This is a genomic window from Dickeya sp. Secpp 1600, from assembly GCF_003049805.1.
Classification (GTDB): Bacteria; Pseudomonadota; Gammaproteobacteria; order Enterobacterales; family Enterobacteriaceae; genus Dickeya; species Dickeya fangzhongdai.
The window spans coordinates 2,272,450-2,293,305 of record NZ_CP023484.1 but is presented as its reverse complement, the minus strand read 5'-3'; the positions used below and the strand labels follow the sequence as shown (position 1 = coordinate 2,293,305).

Below are 20,856 nucleotides of genomic sequence, written 5' to 3'. Positions count from 1 at the left end.
AGGCCGCCGTTTCTTCCGACAGTTCGGTGTTCCACGGCAATTCAGTCCCACATTCATACGACACTGGACGGCAGATAAAAAAATGCCCGCAGAATCGCGGGCATTAACAGGATGAGCGGTATTACGATCCCTGTTGCGTCGTTTCCGTCTGTTCGCCACCAAACCCACGCAGCCCGACCACGTGCACATGTTCGTGGTTCTGGAACACTTTCCGCACCAGTTTGTAAGTGGTGCCTTTTTCCGGGCTGATGTTCTCCGGCGCCGCGATAATCAGCTGCATTTCCAGCCGTTCGCACAGTTCGAACAAGGTGGCGATGGACTTGGCGTCCAAACGCGCCGCTTCGTCGAGGAACAGCAAACGGCACGGCGAAATATCCTTGCCGCGCAGGCGACGGGACTCTTCTTCCCAGCTCTGCACCACCATCACCAGAATCGACATCCCGGTACCGATAGCTTCACCGGTGGACAGCGCCCCGCTCTCGGCCCGCAGCCAGCCGTCGGCGCCGCGGTTGACTTCCACTTCCATCTCCAGATAGTTGCGGTAATCCAGCAGTTCTTCGCCGATGGTCTGCGGCGTGCGCTGCCCCATATCGATTTCCGGGTTCAGGCGCTGATACAGCTTCGCCAGCGCTTCGGAGAAGGTCAGGCGGGTGCTGTTGAACAGGTCCTGATGCAGTTCCTGCTGCTCGGACAGCACATTAAGCAGCGTGGTGTGAGTTTCGCGTACGTTGACATTCAGCCGCACGCTCTTCACCTGACCGAACGCTACCGCCTGTAGCCCCTGATTAAGCATACGGATACGGTTCTGCTCGCGCTGAATGGTCTTGCGGATAATGTTCGCCACGCTGCGTGAACTGATCGCCAGCGTCTTCTCGCGGGCAGTCAGCTCTTCGGTCAGCCGGTTCAGCTCAATCTCCATCTGTTCGATGGCTTCCACCGGGTCATCGGTACGGATGATGTCCTGACGGATACGCTCGCGCAGATGCTGGTACACCGCAATGTAGAACTGCACTTTGCGTTCCGGCCGTTTCGGATCTTCCGACATACGCAGCACATCGCGCAGATGTTCGTTGTCCGCCACCGCCTGACGCAACGCCCCCAGCGCCTTATCCGACATAGAGCGCAGTTCGTCGCCGCTCATGTACGCCAATTCACGGCGATGCAGACGGCGCTCGACGCCATTGTCTTTCACCAGCCGCATCACCGCGCACCAGCCCGCCTTGGCGGTCACCACCTGCTCGCGCATGACGTGGTAATCGCGCTCCAGCTTGCGCAGTTTCTTCTGCAGGCCGTCCATTTCCGCTTCACAGAAGGTGATCTGTTTCTCCAGTTGATTACGGCGGGAACGGTTGGCGCTCAGGGCGGCGTGCAGTTCATCGCGACGCGTACGAGCGCGTGCTTCGGCGTCCGCATCGGCGCGCACGCCGATGTCCGACAGTTCCTGCGTCAGTTCCTTCAGCATGTCGCGTTTGGCGTCGGAAGAGCTCTTCAGCGACGCCTGCAACTGGCTGTACTGCGTCAGTTGCGCCTGCTGCTGGCGCAGTTGTTCGCGGGCGCGGGTACGTTCCTGCTCCGCCTGCTCCAGCCGCTGACGCAGTTTATCGTTGAGATCGGCGTTGGCGTTGAGCATGCCCGCCGAATCGGTGTAACTGAAATGGGCGCGGCGTTGTACCACCTCAGTCAGGGCGAACGCCTGCTGTTTGGCGGCACGCTGCGCCGCCTGCGCCTGCGCGTAATCTTCGCGCATCTGCTCATGCTGTTGCGGGTCGTTCTGCAACACCGCCGCCAGCGGTTCCAGTTTCACCAGCGACGCACCGTGCTGCTGCATGAAACGGGCGGCCTCTTCGGCTTCGTCCAGCTCTTCGCGCAGTTCTTCCACCCGATCCGCCAGCGCGTCGTCGCACAACAGGCTGATACGCGGAATCAGGCGGTTCAGCATGCCGGCCTGCTCTTTGGCTTGTTCATACTGCTGACGCTGCTGCTGGTTTTCGCTATCGAAATTGCTGATGGCGCGCTCCAGCTCGCCGCGTCGGGTGCTGATCTGGCGAATTTCCGCTTCCGGATCCGATTCGAATACCACCGCCAGGTGGCTACCGATAAAGCGGCTGAACGCCTGATGCAAACGCTGAATCTTCTGCACGTCAAACGACAGCGTGGCGTACTGCTCGGCCAGTTGCTCGCGCTCTTCACGCAAGCTCTCCAGCCGCTGCTCGCGGGCGGCGCGGCCGAACAGCGGCACTTCCGGGAAGCGCGAGTAGCGCCACTGGCGCTCGGCGATTTTCACCACCACCGCTTTTTCCAGCTCTTCCACCTCGAACACGCTGTCGTCGAACGACTGCGGATCCCCCTCGATCAGGTAGAGATCTTCCGGGCAATCGTCCAGACCGGCCAGTTGCTCGCGCACCAGCGACAGATCCGCCACCACGATGGCGTGGCGCGACGGACCGTATAACGCGGAGAAATACGGCGCGTCATCCAACGTGACGTCGTCATAGATTTCGGATAGCAGCACCCCGCCAAACCGTTCCGCCAGCGCGTTAAGGCGCGGATCTTCGGAACCGCCCGGCTGGCTCAGGCGCTCAATCTGCGCATCCACCTGCTGCTTGCGTACCGCCACGCGGTCGCGCTCCACCGTGGTTTCACGTTCGCGCTCCAGCAGTTGCTGCATGAATTCGGTGACCTGCTGACTGTCGGCAAAGTTTTCGCCGCTCTGTTCGCCAAGCTGGGTCAGGGCTTCCTGCGCCGCCAGCCATACCGGCGCGCGGGCGGTCAGCTGCGCGATACGCTGCTGGATCTGCTCCAGTTCCTGACGCAGCGCCAGGCGATGCTCGCCGGCTTCCGACACGCGGACGGACAGGTCTTCGATACGGGCTTCCAGCTCCTGCTGCAGGCTGTCGAGATCTTCCGGCTGGTAATCCTGACCGCTGCGCTTGACGAACTCCTGCAACAGACGCTCGGCGTCCTGCTGCTCGCGCCGGCGTTGTTCCAGTTCCGACAACCGCATACGCAGCGGCTGCACCTGCTCGGCCAGATAGCGCTGAGAAGAGCTGTCGCGCAGCACATCGCGGGCCACGTCCCAGGCTTCGCTGCGGCTGATGGCGCCGGCGATGCGGCACACCAGTTGGTATGCTTGTTCGAACTGGCTGTTGGCGGCGTCCGCCACGCTCAGTTTCTGCTCCAGCATCAACAGCAGTTCGGTGGCTTCCTGCTCTTTAGCCTGGAAACTGTCGAGCCATTCATCGGCATTGTCCGGCGTCAGTTCCGGCACCTGACACAAGCTGCGGGCGCGCTCCAGCGCCTGCTGCGCCTGATTGTACTGAATGGCGCGCGTCTGCTGCACATCCAGCGCCTGCTGGTAGTCGGCCAGTTGGCTTTTCAGTTCATCCACTTCCTGCTCGGCGGCGTCGGCGCGGGCTTCGCTCTCTTCCAACTGATCGCGCGCCTCTTCCACCACCTCGTTTTGCTCTTCCAGCCGGTAGCTCAGTTCTTCCAGATCGGCGTTGTAACGTTCGATCTTCTCCTGCTGACGCATCGCGGTTTGCACCAGATTGAGGTGATCGCTGGCGGCCTGATAATCGGTTTCCAGATCGCTTTCAGCGCCGCTCTGCTCTTGCAGTTCCCGCGCCATTTCCACATGACGGGTCTGCTCGGTGATCAACTGCTTGCGGCTGGCGAACAATTCGCGACGCAGCGCCAGCGAGCCGTCCAGATGGATGCGCCGTTCATTGGCGTGGCGCATGTAATCCGCCGCCACGTAAGAGGTGGCTTCGGAAATCAGGTGCTTGAACAGGTCACGGTCCGACTGGGTGACGCGAATCGCCTCCAGCGTCATGCGGTTTTCGCGCAGCGCGGCCTCCATGTCCTGGAAAGCTTTACGCACCCCGCTGTTTTCCGGCAGCAGGTAGTCGCGCAGCGACCGGGTGATGGCGCTGGAAATCCCGCCGTACAACGAGGCTTCGATCAGGCGATAGAACTTGCTGCGATCCGATGCCGAACGCAGGCGCCGCGGCACGACGCCGAGATCAAACATCAGCGAATGGTAATCGGTAATGGAGTTGAACTGCTTGAACTGGACGCTTTCGTACTCGTCGAGCCGGTCTTTCACTTCCTGCAGCGACAACACCCGCGCCTGACGATCGCCCACCGTCTGGGTGAGGATCTGCGTCGGCGAGACGGCGACCGGCAGCCCCTGAATGGTAAAGGGTTTGATGTCGACCTTGCGGTCGCGCCCGGCGACCTGCTGCAGCCGGACCCCGACCAGCACGCGCTGATGGCGCGAATTGACCACATCCAGCACCGAGTAACACACGCCGGCGCGCAGCTTGCCGTGCAGCCCCTTGTCGCGGGAGCCGCTGGTGGCGCCCGCTTCCGTGGTATTACGGAAGTGCAGCAGCGTCAGGTCCGGGATCAGCGCGGTGATAAACGCCGCCATGGTAGTGGATTTCCCGGCGCCGTTGCCCCCGGACAGGGTGGTCACCAGTTCGTCCAGATCAAAGGTGCGGGCAAAGAAACCGTTCCAGTTAACCAGCGTCAGTGAGCGAAATTTACCGCGTTCAATCATTCCTGTTCATCCTCAGCACGTTGGTCATCACTGGAAGCGTTATCGCCGGCGCCGTCGCCATCATCGCTATCGTCCAGCGACAGGCTGCCATCAACCGGCATGGCTTCGCCGTCGCGAATCATCCGCAGTTGTGCTTCGCGCGGATCGTCGCCGCTGCGCACATCGGCGCCGAAGCGGAACACCGCCTCGGTAATGCGGAATTTGCTGCTGTCGGTCCCCATGAAATAAATCATGCCGAGACGGCGTAGACGGTTGAGCGAGGTGCGGACTTTCTCCTGCAGTTTCTGCCGGTCGAGGTCCGACCCGGTGGAACGCTGGTTCACCAGCTTCAACAGTTTGTTTTCGTCCGCCAGGCTCAGCAGCTCCTCGTACAGCTCCTGCTGGCTGAAAATCCCCTCGTGCGCCAGCCGTTCCGGGCTGAGGTAGAGGTAGCAAAGGATCTTGCCCACCATCATGTCCAGCTCGGACAGCACCGAGCGCGGGATCAGCGTGGTGGAGCGCGGCCGCAGGTAGAAAAAGCCTTCCGGCGCGCGAATCAGCTCCACGTTGTAACGGCCGTAGAATTGTTCCAGCTCATCCTGAAAATCCATCAGGAAAACGTGATTCTCCAGCTCCTCCACGCCAATGTGGCGCCCGGCGCGCAACTGGCTGTCCAGCGCCGGAAACAATGTGTTGGAGAGCGCGGTCATCAGCCGCGCAGAAACGTGTTGATCAATATTTATCGATGACATGGGCCTGCACCTTGGCTCCGTAATCATTGATTGCCTGCCACAGCGCAGGCAATCCAGTGAAATCAGCTTCGGCCACGCCCAGGCGAACCGCCTGGTCGACCACGATTCGGGCAACGTCGAAATGCTGCGAGCGCGGATACTGCGTCAGGTACTCCCGCACTACGTCGCCCAGATTAAGCGGTATTTGTTGCTGTTTGTATTTTTGCAGCGCCTGCTCGATCATCGCGGCGATCTGCTCGCGGATTTCGCTAAAGGCTTCATACTCCAGATCCGGCGGCAATTCGCCGGTGACTTCCTCGGAACGCAGCGCCAGCTCTTCATCGCGCATATCCAGCAGACGATCGGCATTGGCGTAGGTCAGCGCCCACGGCGCCTCGAAATAGCTCTGTACCGACTGGCGCAAACGCTGGGAAAACACGCGATTTTTATCCATGTCGATGGCAGTACGGATGAATTTATGTACGTGACGGTCATAGCCGATCCACAGGTCGATGCTCTGCTGACCCCAGCTAATGATGCGATCGAGTTTGCCCTGCAGGTCGAAGACCAGATTGTCGACAAACGACAGCGCCGCCTGACCGAGCGTGGCGTCCTGAATACGCAGCAGGCTGGTCTGTAGCTTGTCGCCCGCCGCTTCCAGCGTATCCTGCAATTCCCGCAGGGTATCGGAAGTCTCGGTCAACAGCTTTTCACAGCTGGAAATCGCAGCGCGCCAGTCCTGATTGAGCAGCCCGGCGATATTCTCTTTCACCCCTTGTTGCTGCTCATCCATCACCCGCTGCGACAGGTCGATGCTGTCGAAAATCTCCGCCACCGAATACTTGAGCGGCGCGAAAACATTGCGATGCCAGTGGAACTCGTCGCCGCCCTCTTCCGCCGCTTCCGCCGCTCGTCCCAGCTCCTGCGCCACGATCGACAACTGCATCGACAGGCGCAGTGCGGAAAACTCGCGCTGACGAATGTAATAGTCGGTGATGCCGATACCCAGCGGCGTCAGGCGATAAATAGCGTTGCCGTCCGCCAGTTCGCTGGTAAAACGGTTGATCAACCGCTGACGCACCAGATCGTTGATCGCATTATTGGCGCGCACCGGAATGGTTTCATTGGTCTGCTCAAAACCCTTGCTGACGTGACGGAAGGCGTCCACCAGTTCCCCTTCGCTCATTTCGCCGTCCATGCGCTCGCCGTTCAGGGTGGCGATAGCCAGCAAAAACGCCAGACGCTCGGTGGGCAGCGTAATGGCGAAGTCATTTTTTCTCGCCCAGGCAACCAGTTCGGGTACGGTCTGGGAAAAATCACTCATAATGCATCCTTCATAGGGGGCTTGTGCGCCATGACATGCTTGTGTGCCATAACATGCTTGTGTGCCATAACATGGATGTAGCGCCCCAGGCTGACAAAGGGTTCCTGCCGGCAGTAACGCTGTTCCAGCGCCAGCAGCAGATCAAAATCGTCAATCTGTTGTTGCTTGTTCTGTAGGTAGTCATGAAACACCCGTATGCCGGTCTTACCGTTCAGCTGTAGCCCCAGTTCGGCGAGCCACTGATAGACCTGCGGCGGGTCAAGCGGGTGATCCGGCGACAGCGAACGGCGTTTGCGCTTGGGCATGCCGGCGTCCACATAGCCGAAATTGCCCAGCACCATGTTGCGCATCACCAACGCCTGATGGTTGTAAAACATCAGCGACAGCGCGCCGCCCGGCGCCAGACAGTCGGTCAACGCACGCAACGCCTGCTGCGGCTCCGCCACCCACTCCAGCACGGCGTGAAACAGCACCAGATCCACCGGCTGCGACAAATGCGCGCCGACATCCTGCGCGGCGCACCGCACGAAGCGCATATTATCAGCCACCCCCGCTTCCTGCGCCGCCTCACGGGCGCGCGCAATCATCTCATCGGACAGGTCGCACAACAACACCTGATGCCCCAACGCGGCCAGACGACGGGACATCGGCCCTTCGCCGCCGCCTGCATCCAGAATACGCAGCGGTTGCGACGGCAGGCGCGTCAACAAGATTTCCAGATCCTGCCACAATACCGCCTGACGCAGCCGCCCTTTGGTGGTGCCATAAATGTTTCGGGCAAATTTGTCAGCGATATCGTTAAAATTACGATCCTGCATTCCACGGTTCCGCATGATGGGTGACTGCACTACCTAAACAACTGGTTTTTCTCTGAACCTGACATTCTGTCACAGGCTGGCCTAGAATAAATGGTCTGAACGCCTATTTTCGCCCGTATGGCGTTTTTTCATTCAAAAGGGACGCTATTTTATGCTGTTTGCCGTCAAAAAATACATCGGTAGTCTGTTGCTTCCGCTACCGCTGCTGATGCTGGTGATGGGGCTTGCCCTCGCCCTGCTGTGGTTTTCCCGTTGGCAGAAAACCGCCCGGATCCTGCTGACCGGAGGCTGGCTGGCGTTGCTGTTGCTGAGTCTGCAACCGGTGGCCGATCGGCTGCTGTTGCCGCTGGAGTCCCGCTATCCGACCTGGACGCCGGATTTCCCCACGGCGAATTACATCGTGGTGCTGGGCGGCGGTTACACCTTCAACCCGGACTGGCCCCCCAGCGCCAACCTGATCAACAACAGTCTGGCGCGCGTCACCGAAGGCATCAGGCTATGGCGCGCCAACCCTGGCTCCAAGCTGATCTTCACCGGCGCAGCCGCGCAGGGCAATCCGGTTACCAGCGCCAGCACTTCCGCCCGCGTCGCCGAAAGCCTGGGCGTCCCGGCGCAGGATATCCTGTTGGTGGATCAGGCGCGCGACACCGAAGAAGAGGCGGCCGGAACCGAAGCGCTGGTCGGCAAACAGCCGTTCCTGTTGGTGACGTCCGCCAATCATCTGCCTCGCGCCATCCACTTTTTCCAGGCGCGCGGGCTGCACCCGATCCCGGCGCCGGCCAACCAGTTGGCCATCACTTCGCCGCTTAATCCTTGGGAACGGGTATTTCCGTCCGCACTTTATCTGTCGCACAGCGAGCGCGCCTGGTATGAAGGATTGGGTCTGATCTGGCAACAAATGAAAGGCGTTACTCCGCCGCCGGAATCCTGATACCTGTACGCGGGTGATCAAGGATCGCCCGCGTCGCCGATTATTCCAGCCAGGGCAGTAATTCGCGGGTCGCGGTATCGAACAACGGGCGGTCCAACTGGCCGGTGTGGATGTAGCGGGAAACCGCGGCCCACAGGATGTACAGCCAGCGGCGGCAGACGAAGGATTCGGCCAGCGGCGCCTGCTTCAGGTAGTGGTAAAACAGTTGTTCCGGCATGCCCGACTCTTCGCATAAACGGAACAGGTCGTACTCACGCGGCGCCCACAGCATCATGCCGGGATTGATCATCGCCAGCAGTTGATCGCTGCGCGGATCTTTCAGCATGCTGCGCAGGGCCAGGTTGCCGTGCACCAATACGCAATTGTCATCGAAATCCTCAAACAGCGCGGGCAGACTCTGCCGGGATCGGTACAGCACGGCGCGATCCTGCTGCGTCAGCTGCGCGGCGTTGACATTCATCAGCGTAGCCCACAGTACCTCCAGCCGCTGGCGATACCAGTTCGGCCAGCTGTTGTCCTGCGTGCTGTCCACCGTGCCGACGCAGCCGTGGCTGTCGATACGATGCCACGCCAGCATGCTCTCGGCGATCTGGTCCATCAACAGCGTCCAACGCTGAGGCGAGCGGGACGGCGCTTCCACCGACACGCCGCGTAAGCGCTCGATAAGCAGCAGCTCTTTGTAAGGGGCCTGATGGGTCATCACCATCCCGTAGACCGTCGGCAGCCTGACTTCGCCCTCTCGGGCCAGCATGGTCAGCTTATAGGCTTCCTGTCCGGCGATCCCCTGACAGATATAACTTTTCGCCAGCAGCGGCATGGCGTTGCCCGCATGGTCATACAAGGCATACAGGTGCGCATAGGGTTGTTCACTGATGCGTTCAAGACGGCTGAGCGACTCGCCCAGCACCGTACTCAACTCGGCTTTTAACAGTTCCATAGGCGATAAGATCTCGCTGTTACAGGCACGCTCTTGCACTTATCATGCGAGCAGCACACAACAATTTCCCCAATACAGATCAAAGAAAACGGGATATGTAGCGACGCATGTCGGTTAACGAAAGGCGGAATTAAGCATAGACAGCGCGTCCACGCTGCAATTGCCGTCGTCATCGGCAAAAAAATGCCCGCCGAAGCGGGCATCTGTTACGTCATCGAGCGACTTCTCCGATGAACACCGCGGATAGCAGCATTTTCGCCGCTTATTTCAGCTCAAACGCGCCCAGATCCGGTGCAGCGCCTTTATAGGCGATCTTGACATCGCCGCCTTTGTCGATCATCCAGCTGTCTGACGCCAGACGCAGGTGCTTCAGCACCGGCAGACTACCGTCAGCCTGACGCGCCGCATCCCAGCCGGTGGTGGACACGCTCTGGAATTCAGAATCGGAAATCACGTTGCTGAAGTTCCAGGAGTTGTAACGCATGTTGGCGCCATCGGTATAAGCCAGCGATTGCGAACGTGCGGCATAAGAGATGTTGTTACGCAGCGTGCCCAACGCGATGGCGTTACCGCTCGCATCGATGCCCCGCATGCTGTAATTGACGGTATTTTTGAACGACGTATTGTTGAAGAAATCATTCGCCACCGGGTGATGGTTAGCATAGAAACCCGCGGCTTTATTCAGGAACGCCACCGAGTTCCGCACGATGTGTTTCGGCGCATTGCTCACGTACTGAGCGCCGTAACCCCCGGCTTTGAAACCGTTGCCGTTACCAGCGGGCAGCGACGTGGTAGTACCCGGCAGGTAGCCGTGCGACCAGGCCCAGGAGTTCTCAATCGTTACCGATGAGTAGGCGTTGATCAGGTCAAAGCCGTCATCCGAGTTGGCCCAGGCGCGGCAGCCGCTGAAAATGTTGCCCGGCATATTGGCGGCAATGTGCGCGCCGAAACCATCGCCACTCTGGCCGGCGCCATTGGAGGTCAGCGGGTCATAGTTGTGATGAGAATCGGTGTTGAGTACGGTATTGTTGGCTCCGTTCTTTAAAAACAGCCCAGTCCCCATGATGTGGTGAATATTGAGTTGTTCGAAACGGTTGTTGCTGCCGTTAATCCACACCCCCCAGGATTCGTGGTTCTTGTTGTTATTTTGCGGCACCCCTTTGATTTCCAACCCTTTGAGGGTAACCCAGCTGGCTACTACGTTAAATCCTTTAACGCGGCAATCATCTTTCATCTGGCTGAAATCAAACACCGGCGTTTCGCCGGTATAAGCCACATATTCGATACGGTTACCCGAAGTACCACTCTTATTCAGGGTAATGGCGTTCACGATATCCGTCTGGCTGGCGCAGCTGTTAATTCCGGCGGTGAAGGTGTAGGTTCCGCCGCGGACCCACAGGCGGTCGCCGGGAGAGAGGGTCTGCTGCGCGCGGGCAAAAGACTTCCAGGGTGCGCTTTTGCTGCCGCTGGCTGAATCACTGCCATTCGGCGCCAGATAATATTCGGCGGCCAGACTTTGTGCTGCCGTCCCGGCTAATACGCATCCAATTATTGCGGGTAAAAATTTTTTATTCACTTTCATTGTGTCACTCCATCCTTAAGTAAAACAAAACCCAGAGCATTTACCGCCATCGGATAAATGCCGACCAATAATAAGTCATGATTAACAATTGTGCACCTGCGGCACAGGTTTTTATTATTCCTGCTAATAAATTTATTAATTAAGCTATACCATTTGTGGCATAACAATAGCGGCGAGTGATTAGCGTATTTCCCGGCTTTAGTGATAGCCGATAATCTGCGGGATAAAAAAAAGCGTATACGCCAACAACGCATACGCTTATCGAAAAGATTCGCGGAGAGTCGGAATCAGGCTGCCGACATCACCGCTCTGACACGCGCCAGATCTTCAGGCGTGTCCACCCCGACGCTCGGCACTTCTTTGGCGACGGCCACATGGATTTTCTCGCCGTACCAGAGCACGCGCAGTTGCTCCAGCATTTCGATTTTCTCCAACTGGCTGGGCGCCCAACCGACATAGCGGCGAATAAATCCGGCACGGTAGGCATAAATACCAATATGGCGCAGGAAATGATCGCCAATAGCATCACGGGATTCGGCAAAACGGTCCCGCTCCCACGGAATGGTGGCGCGCGAGAAGTAAAGCGCATACCCTTCGGCATCCGTCACCACTTTTACCGCGTTCGGATTGAACGCTTCTTCACACGTGGTAATCGGCACCGCCAGCGTAGCCATACCTGCACGACTGCCGGCCAGATTGTCCGCTACCTGACGGATGATCACCGGTGGAATCAGCGGTTCATCGCCCTGCACGTTGACGATAATTTCATCATCGGCAAAACCGTAACGGTCGATAACCTCGGCCAGTCGTTCGGTGCCGGAGTTATGATCCGGGCTGGTCAGGCAAACTTCACCTCCCGCCAGTTCAATGGCGCGGGCGACATCCACGTGATCGGTTGCCACAACTACACGGCTGGCGCCAGACTCGCGGGCGCGTTCCATCACGTGTACCACCATCGGCTTGCCATGAATATCCGCCAGCGGCTTGCCCGGCAACCGGGTGGAGGCATAGCGGGCGGGAATAATTGCAGTAAACGTCATTGTGCGATCTCATCCGGCGCCAGCGTACGGGCTTCATTTTCCAGCAGGACAGGAATGCCGTCCCGCACCGGGTAAGCCAGCCCTTCGATTTTGCAAATCAGTTCCTGCTTTTCTTTGTCAAAAATCAGCCGCCCGTTACACACTGGACAAGCCACGATTTCAAGCAAACGATGATCCATGCTTCCTCCATCAAGAAGCGATTATCAAAAATATAGCCGGTCACCCGGTTTCCGTCTGGCGCGACACGCAATGCGTATCAATCAGGCGCGTCAGACGCTGTAACAGTAATGCCGATTCTGGCGCTGACAATACAGCGTCAACCGGCAGATACCACCAGTTGGCGCGAGCAAAGGCGCGGCATTTCACCGCATCCTTTTCCGTCATGATCAGGGGCTGCCGGTCATTGTCGGTCAGCGCCTGTAACTCTTCCGGTTGCCAGTGCTGATGGTCGGCAAACGCCACTTCACGCACCAGCGTGCTTCCCAGCGCTTTCAGCGTAGCAAAGAAGCGCGGTGGATGACCGATCCCCGCCATGGCGACCAGCGGAGGCAATGTTGATACCGGGCGGCGTTCTCCGGTCAGCAGATTAACCGCGTCCCCTGCCGTGAGCTGCATGGCGATTTCACCGCTTTTCGCCTCGCCGCCATTCACAATGACAGCGTCAACCGAACTCAGGCGCGAGGCTCGTTCCCGCATCGGCCCGGCTGGCAGCCACCAGCCATTGCCAAAGCGGCGCACGCCATCCACCACCACCAGTTCCATATCCCGCGCCAGCGCGTAATGCTGCAGGCCATCATCGGTCACGATTACGTCCAGCGGCTGATGAGCCAGCAATGCGGCTACCGCGTCACACCGTTTGGGCGCCACGGCGACCGGCGCGCCGGTGCGCTGATAAATCAGCACCGGCTCATCGCCGGCCTGGGCGGAGGTCACCTCATCGGTGACCCGCAGCGGATAGCGCTCCGTCTTACCACCATAACCACGCGATACCACCCCAACGCGATATCCCTGCTGTTGCAACTGCTCTACCAGCCAAATCACCACCGGTGTTTTGCCGTTGCCGCCGGCGGTCAGGTTACCCACCACGACCACCGGCACTGGTGCTCGCCACACCCTGCGCCAGCCGTAACGGTAACTCAGCCGGATAAGATGACTGATCAGGCCATAAAGCAACGACAGCGGCAGCAACAGCCGGTACAGCGGGGAGCGCCCCGACCAGATGCGTTCAATCATGCGCCAAACTGCAGTTTGTGCAGTTGGGCATACGCCCCGTTTCGGGCCAGCAACTCACCGTGCTGACCGCGTTCGATGATCTGCCCGTCTTCCACCACCAGAATTTCGTCCGCCTTCTCAATGGTGGACAACCGGTGGGCGATCACCAATGCGGTGCGGTTTTTCTGCAATTCGTCCAGCGCCGCCTGAATGGCGCGCTCCGACTCGGTATCCAGCGCCGAGGTGGCCTCATCCAGCACCAGAATCGGGCAATCGCGCAACAGGGCGCGGGCAATCGCGATACGCTGACGCTGGCCGCCGGACAGCAGCACGCCGTTTTCGCCGATCACCGTATCCAGGCCCTGCTCCAGCTTGCCGATGAAATCCATCGCATGCGCCATTTTGGCGGCGCGCTCAATATCCTCACGGCTATAGCGGTCACCGCAGGCATAAGCGATATTATTGGCAATCGTATCATTGAACAGGTGGACGTTCTGGGACACCAACGCAACCTGGCTACGCAATGACGGCAATGTGTAATCGCGCAGGTCGTGCCCATCCAGCAAAATCTCACCGGACTGAATATCGTAAAACCGGGTGATGAGGTTGGCGATAGTCGATTTACCTGAACCGGAACGCCCTACCAGCGCCACCGTTTTCCCCGGCGGAATATGCAGGCTGATATTTTTCAGCGCCAGCGTTTCTTTGCCCGGATAAGCGAAGTTGACGCCACGGAACTCGATGTCGCCCTTAGCATGCTCCAGTACACGTGTGCCGGTATCTTTTTCCTGCTCCATATCCAGAATGGTGAACAGGGTCTGGCAGGCCGCCATACCGCGCTGGAACTGGGCGTTGACGTTGGTGAGCGACTTAAGCGGGCGCATCAGGGTAAACATGGAAGAGAACACCACCGTGATGGTGCCGGCGGTCAGGGTTGCCATTACCGCCGGGAAACTGGCGGCGTACAGTACAAATGCCAGCGCCAGCGAGGCAATAAGCTGGACTACCGGATCAGAAATGGAGGATGCCGATACCATCTTCATGCCTTGTTGGCGCATGCGATTGCTGACCGCGTCGAAACGCTCCACTTCCACGGTTTGTCCGCCGAAAATCAGCACTTCTTTGTGCCCTTTCAACATTTGCTCGGCGCTGGTCGTCACCTGCCCCATGGTGTTCTGCATGTTTTTGCTGATGCTGCGAAAACGTTTGGACACCACGCGCATACTGTAGGAAACAATCGGCGCGATCAGCACCAGAATCAGCGACAACTGCCAGCTGTACCAGAACATCAGCACGAACAGGCCAATGATGGAGGCCCCTTCCCGCACCACGGTCACCAGCGCGTTTGACGAAGAGGCAGCCACCTGCTCGGAATCATAGGTAATACGTGACAACAACGTACCGGTAGACTGCTGATCGAAGAAGGAAACCGGCATCCCCATGATGTGGCTGAACAGACGACGACGCATGTTCATCACCACTTTGCCCGATACCCAGGCCACACAATAACTGGAAATATAGCTGGAGATACCGCGCATAATCATCAGTCCGATGATAGCCAGCGGCATCCACACCAGCACGCTGCGGTCGGCCTTACCGAATCCGTCATCCAGCAGCGGCTTAAGCAGGGACAGCATCAGCGTATCGCCAGCGGCGTTAACCACCAGCGCCACCGCCGCGACCGCAAGCCCGGCCTTATAAGGGGTGATCATCGGCCATAGGCGACGAAACGTCTGCCACGTGGAGAGATCTTTATCATTAATCATGCAATAAACCTGAGCCTTTGATAAATAGCCGTCTATTATTACTCATTATCCCGGTAAGCGCCAAACCACTGATGGTACCAGCGAGGGGATATTTCACCCCGGTAGCGCAACATTTCGATGCCTTCGTCGAAAAAACGCACACTCAGCTGTCCGTCGCTGGCGGTATCGCGCCAGCGATCTCCCCCCTGACGGTAACGACGCACCACGCCGACAGCCGGTAAACGCCACGGATTGTATCGGGAGTTGGACGACAACGCCTGCCCCGCCCCCACCGCCCGTAAAAATGGCGGCGATGATGACGTGGTACTGCCATGATGCGGCACCTGCAGAATATCCGCCGCCAGCATTTCGCGTTGCGTACGCAGCAGTATGGCTTCATCTTCACGCTCCAGATCGCCCGTCAGCAGAACCCGATAGCGTCCATCGTCCACCCGCACCACGCAGGAGTCGTGATTACCGGCTTCGCGCACCCGCAACGGCGGCCAGATAACGCTGAACGTCAACCCTTGCCAGCGCCATCGTTCGCCTTGTATGCAAGGTCGGTGCCCCGACTCAAGCAACGGGCTGTATACCGGGACATGCGGAAACGCGCGCTGTAATGTCTCCAGTCCGCCGCGGTGATCCAGATGGCTGTGACTGAGGATGATGCCCTCCAGCAGCAATCCCCGCCATTTAAGATAAGGCAGGATTTCACGATCGGCCATGTTGCCGCCGTCCCAGCCGGGACCGGTATCATACAGCCAGGCTTTGCCCTGTCGTTCAATCACCACCGCCAATCCGTGACCGACATCCAGCATGTCAACCCGCCACGACGGCGCGGGCGATTTGGGGCGCAGCAGCATCACCAGTACCAGCGCCAGTAGGCTAAAGGGATAAGTTCGCCACCAGGCGAAACGCCAGACGATCACCGCCAGCCATCCCGCCATACTGTAAGGCACCGCACTTTCGCCCAGCGACAACCAGCCCGGCGGCATAGCCTGCAACGGCAGGAAAACCAGCGCCAGTGAACGATCGGCCAGCCACCACAGGCCTTGCGCCGCCACCGGGATGACCATCAGCGGCAACGCCAGCAGAATCAATGGCGTTGTAATAAACGATACCAACGGCACCGCCCACAGATTGGCCGGCAACGAACTCAGGCTGACGCCGTGAAACAGCAACACTTGCAGCGGCATCAGCAACAGTGTGATTCCCGTCTGCAAATGCAATCCGCGTAGCCATACCCAACGTTTGGGCCGTTGCAGATGCGGCGGTAGCGGCGCCCACTGGTACCAGAAAATCAGCGCTGCGACCGCCAGCGCGGAGAGCCAGAAACTGTCCGACAACACGCTCAGTGGGTCACTGACCAGAATCAACGCCACACACCATAGCCATACTTGCCACGATGAAACCGATACGCCGCGTATCCTTAGCCACGACCAGCATGATAACGCCAGCGCAGCTCTTACCGCCGGCGGGTTTCCTCCGGCCAGCCAGACGTATCCCCAGGCGCAGCACAACCCACACCACAACGGCGCGCGATGTTCTACCCAATGAACCGGCAACAGATATTGCACCGCACGCACCACGCCCCAGCCAGACAATGCCGCCAGCACGATATGTAGCCCCGATATCGCCATCAGGTGCATGATTCCGGTTTGCCGAAGCACGTCGAGGATGTCATCCTCCACCAGTGTCATCTCACCGATCGCCAACGCCAGTATGATCGATCGCCACGGCAATGACCGCGTTTGCCGTTCCGCCTGTTCAACCAGACGCTGGCGCAAACCGCATTCTGGCGTCAGCACCGAGGCAGAGAGTATCCGTCCGGTCAATGGCTGCGCCTTAGCCAGCGCCCAACGCTGACGGTCAAAACCGCCCTCGTTCAACCGGCTGTGCACCGGACGTAACCGCAACCGGACTTCCCACTGCTGCCCGCCGCACCAGTCCGCCATCTGCGGCTGTGCATCCAGCCGCGCATAGAGCGGCGGGAACACCCAACGCCCGTTGATCTCCCACAACCGCACCACGACCTGCCCGGCATCCGCCTGCGCAAATCGGACGCTACTGACGCCAACCCTTGCCGTCACCGGTCGCAGGGTAAACTGATCCACCTGATTCAGTATCGCACGGCCACTGTAGAGGCTCCAAATCACCCCAAGCACCACCAGGCCGACCGGATAAAAGCGCGTCTTAAGCAGCCACAGCGCAGGCAGCCCCCACATCAGAGAACGTCTATCCGGCAAATCCGGCAATATCAGCAACAACAACGGGCCCGCTATCAACGTCGCCGCCAGTTGGTTCAATGAAATTCTGATGGTTTGTCCCTTACCATTTATCGCCGAATTTCCGGCGGTCATCCTGCTGGGACGCAGTGTGCCAACCCATGAACGTTAGCGAAAGCAACGCATGACAACCCCGGAATCGGCTACGCAAACAACCGCAACGGTTGCAATCCATTGCAACAACAATGCGAAGCGGCATGAGCGCGACAACAGCCCGCCGACTCTCGCCTTGACAAGCAGAAGTGGTTCATTGAATGGTATGCCGCAGGCCACGTCTGGCGGTTATGGTAATCGTGGCGCAAACAGGGATATGCCACGGACTATTGGCGAAAAACAAAAAGGAACATGGGACATGATGGATAAAAACAGGATTTTCATCATCAGCGTATTGGCGTTGTCAGCCTGCGCGATGACGCCGCGCAACGAGCCGACCGATAGCGCCTTCCAGCATGTGGCGCGCGCCGCCAACGAATGCACCACTGATTTACTGGCGCAGGTAAGGCACCTCGACGGGAAATACCGGGTAATGACGCGGTATTACATCAAAAACCAGACTATCGACACCACCGGCGGCAAGGTCATCGACACAAAAGTGAGGGAGATCCCCGCCATCAACGCAGACGCGCTGGATAAAGGCGAGACAGGCAACGCATGGCGCAACTGCATGATGCAGAGAAACGCGCTGGCGCCGGAAATCGTGATGAGTCAGTCATAGTCGGGCTGCCTGAATAGTCACACCGCCCCAAAAAGCATCAGGGCCGGAAGCCGGCCCTGAACGTCAGTGAAATTATTTCGCCTCCACCGGCGGTTTGATTTCACCCATTTCCTTGATTTTACGGGACAGCTCGCGGCGCTCTTTCGACAGTTCCGCGTTTTTGATGATGTATTCATCCACGCGGTCCTCATAGTCGCTACGCATGTTGGCGATAATGTTCTGGATATCTTCAATCGACATACCCGGTTTGATGTACTCGCTCAGGTTATCCAGCAGCAGCACACGTTTCTGGTTATCGCGGATTTTCTTTTCATTATCCGCAATTTCACGCTGCAGCTTGTTCTTGCGACGGAACATACGCACGAATTCCAGTACATCCTGGAAACATGGCTTAGTGTTACCCTTCTCCATTTTTCTACCCTTACTTAACGATCAAAATTCGTTATGCGGAGACCGCGTTACTCCAGGCTGTATCCCGTAATAATGCGCATCCTCCTCCGCCCTGATAACAATCGTTGCTTTGATAACACTGTGTGAGCGATACCAGCGACGCGCATCATTGCGGAACATAGACTAACCATACAGGTTAGCCACTATCGTCGACAAGGTGGTTTTCCCATATCGCCGATGCAATCGTTGTCTTTATGTGCACCCTATCACTCCCGCGTTCTGATTGCACCTGACTCGATTCAACACCGCAGGGCGGCACACATGTCGGCTTCTGTCAGACAGCAGGATGGTTTACCATGACGGCTTTGTGTTGTCCGTCACCGTTTTTACTGAAAGAACGATGATTTGCCCTTAAACTGGCGGGCCGTTCCGCATGGCGCTTACGCTGGGCAAAACCGACGGTGACAAACACGCTTCGCGGCGGTATGACTGGTTTACCAGCGCTTGCCGTCGCTAGGCTGAACAGAGAGAAACCGTGCAAAATCAACACACCGAACCCACTTTTTTCATTCATGACTATGAGACCTTTGGTAAACATCCGGCCAAAGATCGCCCGGCGCAGTTCGCCGGCATCCGTACCGATTTGAATTTTAACGTGATTGGCGAGCCGGTAGTGATCTACTGCCAGCCAACCGACGATTATCTGCCCGACCCGGAAGCGGTGATGATTACCGGCATCACGCCACAGGTGGCGCAAAGCCGTGGGATACGCGAAGCGGAGTTCGCCCGCCATATCCATGAGGCGTTCAGCGAGCCGGGCACCTGCATCATGGGGTACAACAACATTCGGTTTGATGACGAAGTCAGCCGGAATCTGTTTTATCGCAACTTCTACGACCCGTATGCCTACAGTTGGCAAAAAGGCAACTCTCGCTGGGATTTACTGGACATGCTGCGGGCGTGCTATGCCTTGCGTCCAGGTGGCATTATCTGGCCTGAAAACGACGACGGTTTTCCCAGCTTCAGGCTGGAACACCTGACGCACGCCAATGGCGTCGAACACACTCAGGCGCACGACGCCATGTCGGATGTGTATGCCACCATCGCCATGGCGCGCCTGCTCAAACAGTCGCAGCCGAAACTGTTCGACTATCTCTACGCGTTGCGTAACAAAAACAAGGTCAGCGCGTTAATCGATATTCCGCAAATGAAACCGCTGGTACACGTTTCCGGCATGTTTGGCGCCGCGCGCGGTAATACTAGCTGGATTGTGCCGCTGGCCTGGCATCCGGATAACCGCAATGCAGTCATCGTCTGCGATCTGGCGGGCGATATTCAGCCATTGCTGGAGCTGAATGCGGATGAACTGCGCACCCGGCTTTATACCCGTCGTGCGCTGCTGGCGGAAGATGAATCGCCGGTGCCGATCAAACTGGTGCATATCAATAAATGCCCGGTTCTGGCGCCGGCCAGCACGTTGCGTCCGGAAGACGCAGAGCGGCTGGGCATTGACCGTCAGCACTGCCTGAACAATCTGCAACTGCTGCGTCAGCATGGCAGCGTACGGGAGAAAGTGGTGGCGCTATTTGCCGATGCCCCGCCGTTTGAAGCGTCGACGGATGTGGACCTGCAACTGTACGATGGCTTTTTCAGCGACGCCGATCGGGCTGCGATGGACATCATTCGTAAAACCGATTCCCAGCACCTTCCGGCCCTGAACCTTCAGTTTGCCGATCGCCGGGTGGAGGAATTGTTGTTCCGCTACCGGGCGCGCAATTTCCCCGGCACGCTTGATGAGCAGGAGCAGCAGCGCTGGCTGGCGCATCGTCGCGAGGTCTTTACCCCGGAGCGGTTACAGTCTTATTCGGATGTGCTGGAGAGTTTGTATCAGCAGTACGCGGATGACGAGAAAAAAACCGCGCTACTAAAAGCACTGGTTGCCTATGCCCAACGGCTGGTCGCCTGAAATGTGGCAACATCACACCGGGACAAGCATCATGCGCTTACTGCCGCGGTTACACCGGATTGCCCGTTGTTGCAGCTCTGGCATCGTCTTTTTTGCTGCTTTGTCGGCCATCATGTTACCGACGGCCAGTGCCGCGCCGTTTATTCAGCCCGCGTCCGCTCAGGTCCAGTTAGTCTCACCGTCCCAGCAGGTTGCAGAAAAGTCTTTTGCTATCACGCCCAGGGAATTGGTCACACGCATTAATGACAACCTGTTCCGCCTGCACTGCACTTTCAGGTTCACGATGGGCAACGATCCGCTTAGTAGCGAAGCCTCTTCCGGCACTTACTCACACATCAAACTCACCAGTGAAGTTTCTCAAGCCACCGGGAGAATCACTGTGCTGAAACTGATAGTGGCTGGCGATGGGACGCAGCAGTCTGGCATCGATAATCTTGCCGCGGTTGTCGCTGCCTATGGCGCATTGCTGGACGAAAAAGATGAAATCACGACCATATCGCCGACCGTCAAGCAACTTCTGAACGCGAAAACGTCGCCCGCTATGCTGGTGCTAGACCATATCCGTTTTATTCGCGTATGGCAGGGTGGCACCAATTTGTTCGCCGCCGCTCCGCTATAAGCGCAGCATACAGATAAACGA

Annotated in this window: 16 protein-coding genes; 4 read left to right on the top strand and 12 right to left on the bottom strand. The window is 58.2% G+C overall.

Annotated elements, in window-relative coordinates; all coding sequences use genetic code 11:
- Positions 1-121: 121 nt before the first annotated feature.
- The 4 genes from mukB to cmoM are packed head-to-tail and all read right to left on the bottom strand — an operon-like array spanning position 122 to position 7,413.
- Entirely contained in the window at positions 122-4,561 is a 4,440-nt protein-coding gene (gene mukB / locus CPA59_RS10310) for a chromosome partition protein MukB (RefSeq protein ID WP_107759228.1), read from the bottom strand.
- Positions 4,558-5,292 (bottom strand): chromosome partition protein MukE, encoded by a 735-nt coding sequence (gene mukE, locus CPA59_RS10305; RefSeq protein ID WP_038659200.1) that lies wholly within the window; start codon positions 5,290-5,292, stop codon positions 4,558-4,560. The genes mukB and mukE overlap by 4 nt, the downstream gene beginning before the upstream one ends.
- Positions 5,273-6,595: a chromosome partition protein MukF gene (gene mukF / locus CPA59_RS10300; RefSeq protein ID WP_038659203.1), complete on the bottom strand. Its 1,323-nt coding sequence runs from the start codon at positions 6,593-6,595 to the stop codon at positions 5,273-5,275. The genes mukE and mukF overlap by 20 nt, the downstream gene beginning before the upstream one ends.
- Positions 6,592-7,413, bottom strand: coding sequence for a tRNA uridine 5-oxyacetic acid(34) methyltransferase CmoM (gene cmoM, locus CPA59_RS10295; RefSeq protein ID WP_038659206.1), 822 nt, complete (start codon positions 7,411-7,413; stop codon positions 6,592-6,594). The genes mukF and cmoM overlap by 4 nt, the downstream gene beginning before the upstream one ends.
- 151 nt (positions 7,414-7,564) lie before the next feature.
- Here cmoM and elyC point away from each other — a divergent pair, with 151 nt between their 5' ends.
- Positions 7,565-8,344 carry an envelope biogenesis factor ElyC gene (gene elyC, locus CPA59_RS10290; protein ID WP_038659208.1) on the top strand — a complete coding sequence of 260 codons (780 nt, stop codon included), beginning with the start codon at positions 7,565-7,567 and terminating at the stop codon, positions 8,342-8,344.
- Between the two features lie 40 nt (positions 8,345-8,384).
- On the opposite strand, the gene CPA59_RS10285 is transcribed toward elyC, so the two are convergent.
- From CPA59_RS10285 to CPA59_RS10255, 7 genes are all read right to left on the bottom strand, one after another.
- Positions 8,385-9,281, bottom strand: coding sequence for a YcbJ family phosphotransferase (locus CPA59_RS10285; RefSeq protein ID WP_107759227.1), 897 nt, complete (start codon positions 9,279-9,281; stop codon positions 8,385-8,387).
- Between the two features lie 262 nt (positions 9,282-9,543).
- Entirely contained in the window at positions 9,544-10,863 is a 1,320-nt protein-coding gene (gene pelN / locus CPA59_RS10280) for a pectate lyase PelN (RefSeq protein ID WP_038918891.1), read from the bottom strand.
- A 287-nt stretch (positions 10,864-11,150) separates the two neighbouring features.
- Positions 11,151-11,903, bottom strand: coding sequence for a 3-deoxy-manno-octulosonate cytidylyltransferase (gene kdsB / locus CPA59_RS10275; RefSeq protein ID WP_049853911.1), 753 nt, complete (start codon positions 11,901-11,903; stop codon positions 11,151-11,153).
- A complete protein-coding gene (locus CPA59_RS10270) occupies positions 11,900-12,082 on the bottom strand; it encodes a Trm112 family protein (protein WP_013317752.1) in 183 nt (60 codons plus the stop codon). The genes kdsB and CPA59_RS10270 overlap by 4 nt, the downstream gene beginning before the upstream one ends.
- A gap of 40 nt (positions 12,083-12,122) precedes the next feature.
- Entirely contained in the window at positions 12,123-13,136 is a 1,014-nt protein-coding gene (gene lpxK / locus CPA59_RS10265; RefSeq protein WP_038918888.1) for a tetraacyldisaccharide 4'-kinase, read from the bottom strand.
- A complete protein-coding gene (gene msbA, locus CPA59_RS10260; protein ID WP_038659221.1) occupies positions 13,133-14,881 on the bottom strand; it encodes a lipid A ABC transporter ATP-binding protein/permease MsbA in 1,749 nt (582 codons plus the stop codon). The genes lpxK and msbA overlap by 4 nt, the downstream gene beginning before the upstream one ends.
- A gap of 38 nt (positions 14,882-14,919) precedes the next feature.
- Positions 14,920-17,220: a ComEC family protein gene (locus tag CPA59_RS10255; RefSeq protein ID WP_107759225.1), complete on the bottom strand. Its 2,301-nt coding sequence runs from the start codon at positions 17,218-17,220 to the stop codon at positions 14,920-14,922.
- 277 nt (positions 17,221-17,497) lie between these two features.
- Here CPA59_RS10255 and CPA59_RS10250 point away from each other — a divergent pair, with 277 nt between their 5' ends.
- Positions 17,498-17,860 (top strand): hypothetical protein, encoded by a 363-nt coding sequence (locus CPA59_RS10250; RefSeq protein WP_107759223.1) that lies wholly within the window; start codon positions 17,498-17,500, stop codon positions 17,858-17,860.
- A gap of 72 nt (positions 17,861-17,932) precedes the next feature.
- Here the strand turns inward: CPA59_RS10250 and CPA59_RS10245 are convergent, their stop codons facing one another.
- Positions 17,933-18,271 carry a DUF496 family protein gene (locus tag CPA59_RS10245; protein ID WP_013317748.1) on the bottom strand — a complete coding sequence of 113 codons (339 nt, stop codon included), beginning with the start codon at positions 18,269-18,271 and terminating at the stop codon, positions 17,933-17,935.
- Between the two features lie 514 nt (positions 18,272-18,785).
- Here CPA59_RS10245 and sbcB point away from each other — a divergent pair.
- Positions 18,786-20,216, top strand: coding sequence for an exodeoxyribonuclease I (sbcB, locus tag CPA59_RS10240; RefSeq protein ID WP_107759221.1), 1,431 nt, complete (start codon positions 18,786-18,788; stop codon positions 20,214-20,216).
- A gap of 31 nt (positions 20,217-20,247) precedes the next feature.
- A complete protein-coding gene (locus CPA59_RS10235) occupies positions 20,248-20,835 on the top strand; it encodes a hypothetical protein (protein ID WP_127350715.1) in 588 nt (195 codons plus the stop codon).
- Positions 20,836-20,856: the final 21 nt, after the last annotated feature.

Coding starts and splice junctions, on each gene's coding strand:
- msbA (WP_038659221.1), bottom strand. CDS start 14,881: ATGATTAATGATAAAGATCTCTCCACGTGGCAGACGTTTCGTCGCCTA.
- CPA59_RS10255 (WP_107759225.1), bottom strand. CDS start 17,220: ATGACCGCCGGAAATTCGGCGATAAATGGTAAGGGACAAACCATCAGA.
- CPA59_RS10245 (WP_013317748.1), bottom strand. CDS start 18,271: ATGGAGAAGGGTAACACTAAGCCATGTTTCCAGGATGTACTGGAATTC.
- elyC (WP_038659208.1), top strand. CDS start 7,565: ATGCTGTTTGCCGTCAAAAAATACATCGGTAGTCTGTTGCTTCCGCTA.
- CPA59_RS10235 (WP_127350715.1), top strand. CDS start 20,248: ATGCGCTTACTGCCGCGGTTACACCGGATTGCCCGTTGTTGCAGCTCT.
- pelN (WP_038918891.1), bottom strand. CDS start 10,863: ATGAAAGTGAATAAAAAATTTTTACCCGCAATAATTGGATGCGTATTA.
- CPA59_RS10270 (WP_013317752.1), bottom strand. CDS start 12,082: ATGGATCATCGTTTGCTTGAAATCGTGGCTTGTCCAGTGTGTAACGGG.
- CPA59_RS10285 (WP_107759227.1), bottom strand. CDS start 9,281: ATGGAACTGTTAAAAGCCGAGTTGAGTACGGTGCTGGGCGAGTCGCTC.
- kdsB (WP_049853911.1), bottom strand. CDS start 11,903: ATGACGTTTACTGCAATTATTCCCGCCCGCTATGCCTCCACCCGGTTG.
- CPA59_RS10250 (WP_107759223.1), top strand. CDS start 17,498: ATGATGGATAAAAACAGGATTTTCATCATCAGCGTATTGGCGTTGTCA.
- mukB (WP_107759228.1), bottom strand. CDS start 4,561: ATGATTGAACGCGGTAAATTTCGCTCACTGACGCTGGTTAACTGGAAC.
- lpxK (WP_038918888.1), bottom strand. CDS start 13,136: ATGATTGAACGCATCTGGTCGGGGCGCTCCCCGCTGTACCGGCTGTTG.
- cmoM (WP_038659206.1), bottom strand. CDS start 7,413: ATGCAGGATCGTAATTTTAACGATATCGCTGACAAATTTGCCCGAAAC.
- mukF (WP_038659203.1), bottom strand. CDS start 6,595: ATGAGTGATTTTTCCCAGACCGTACCCGAACTGGTTGCCTGGGCGAGA.
- mukE (WP_038659200.1), bottom strand. CDS start 5,292: ATGTCATCGATAAATATTGATCAACACGTTTCTGCGCGGCTGATGACC.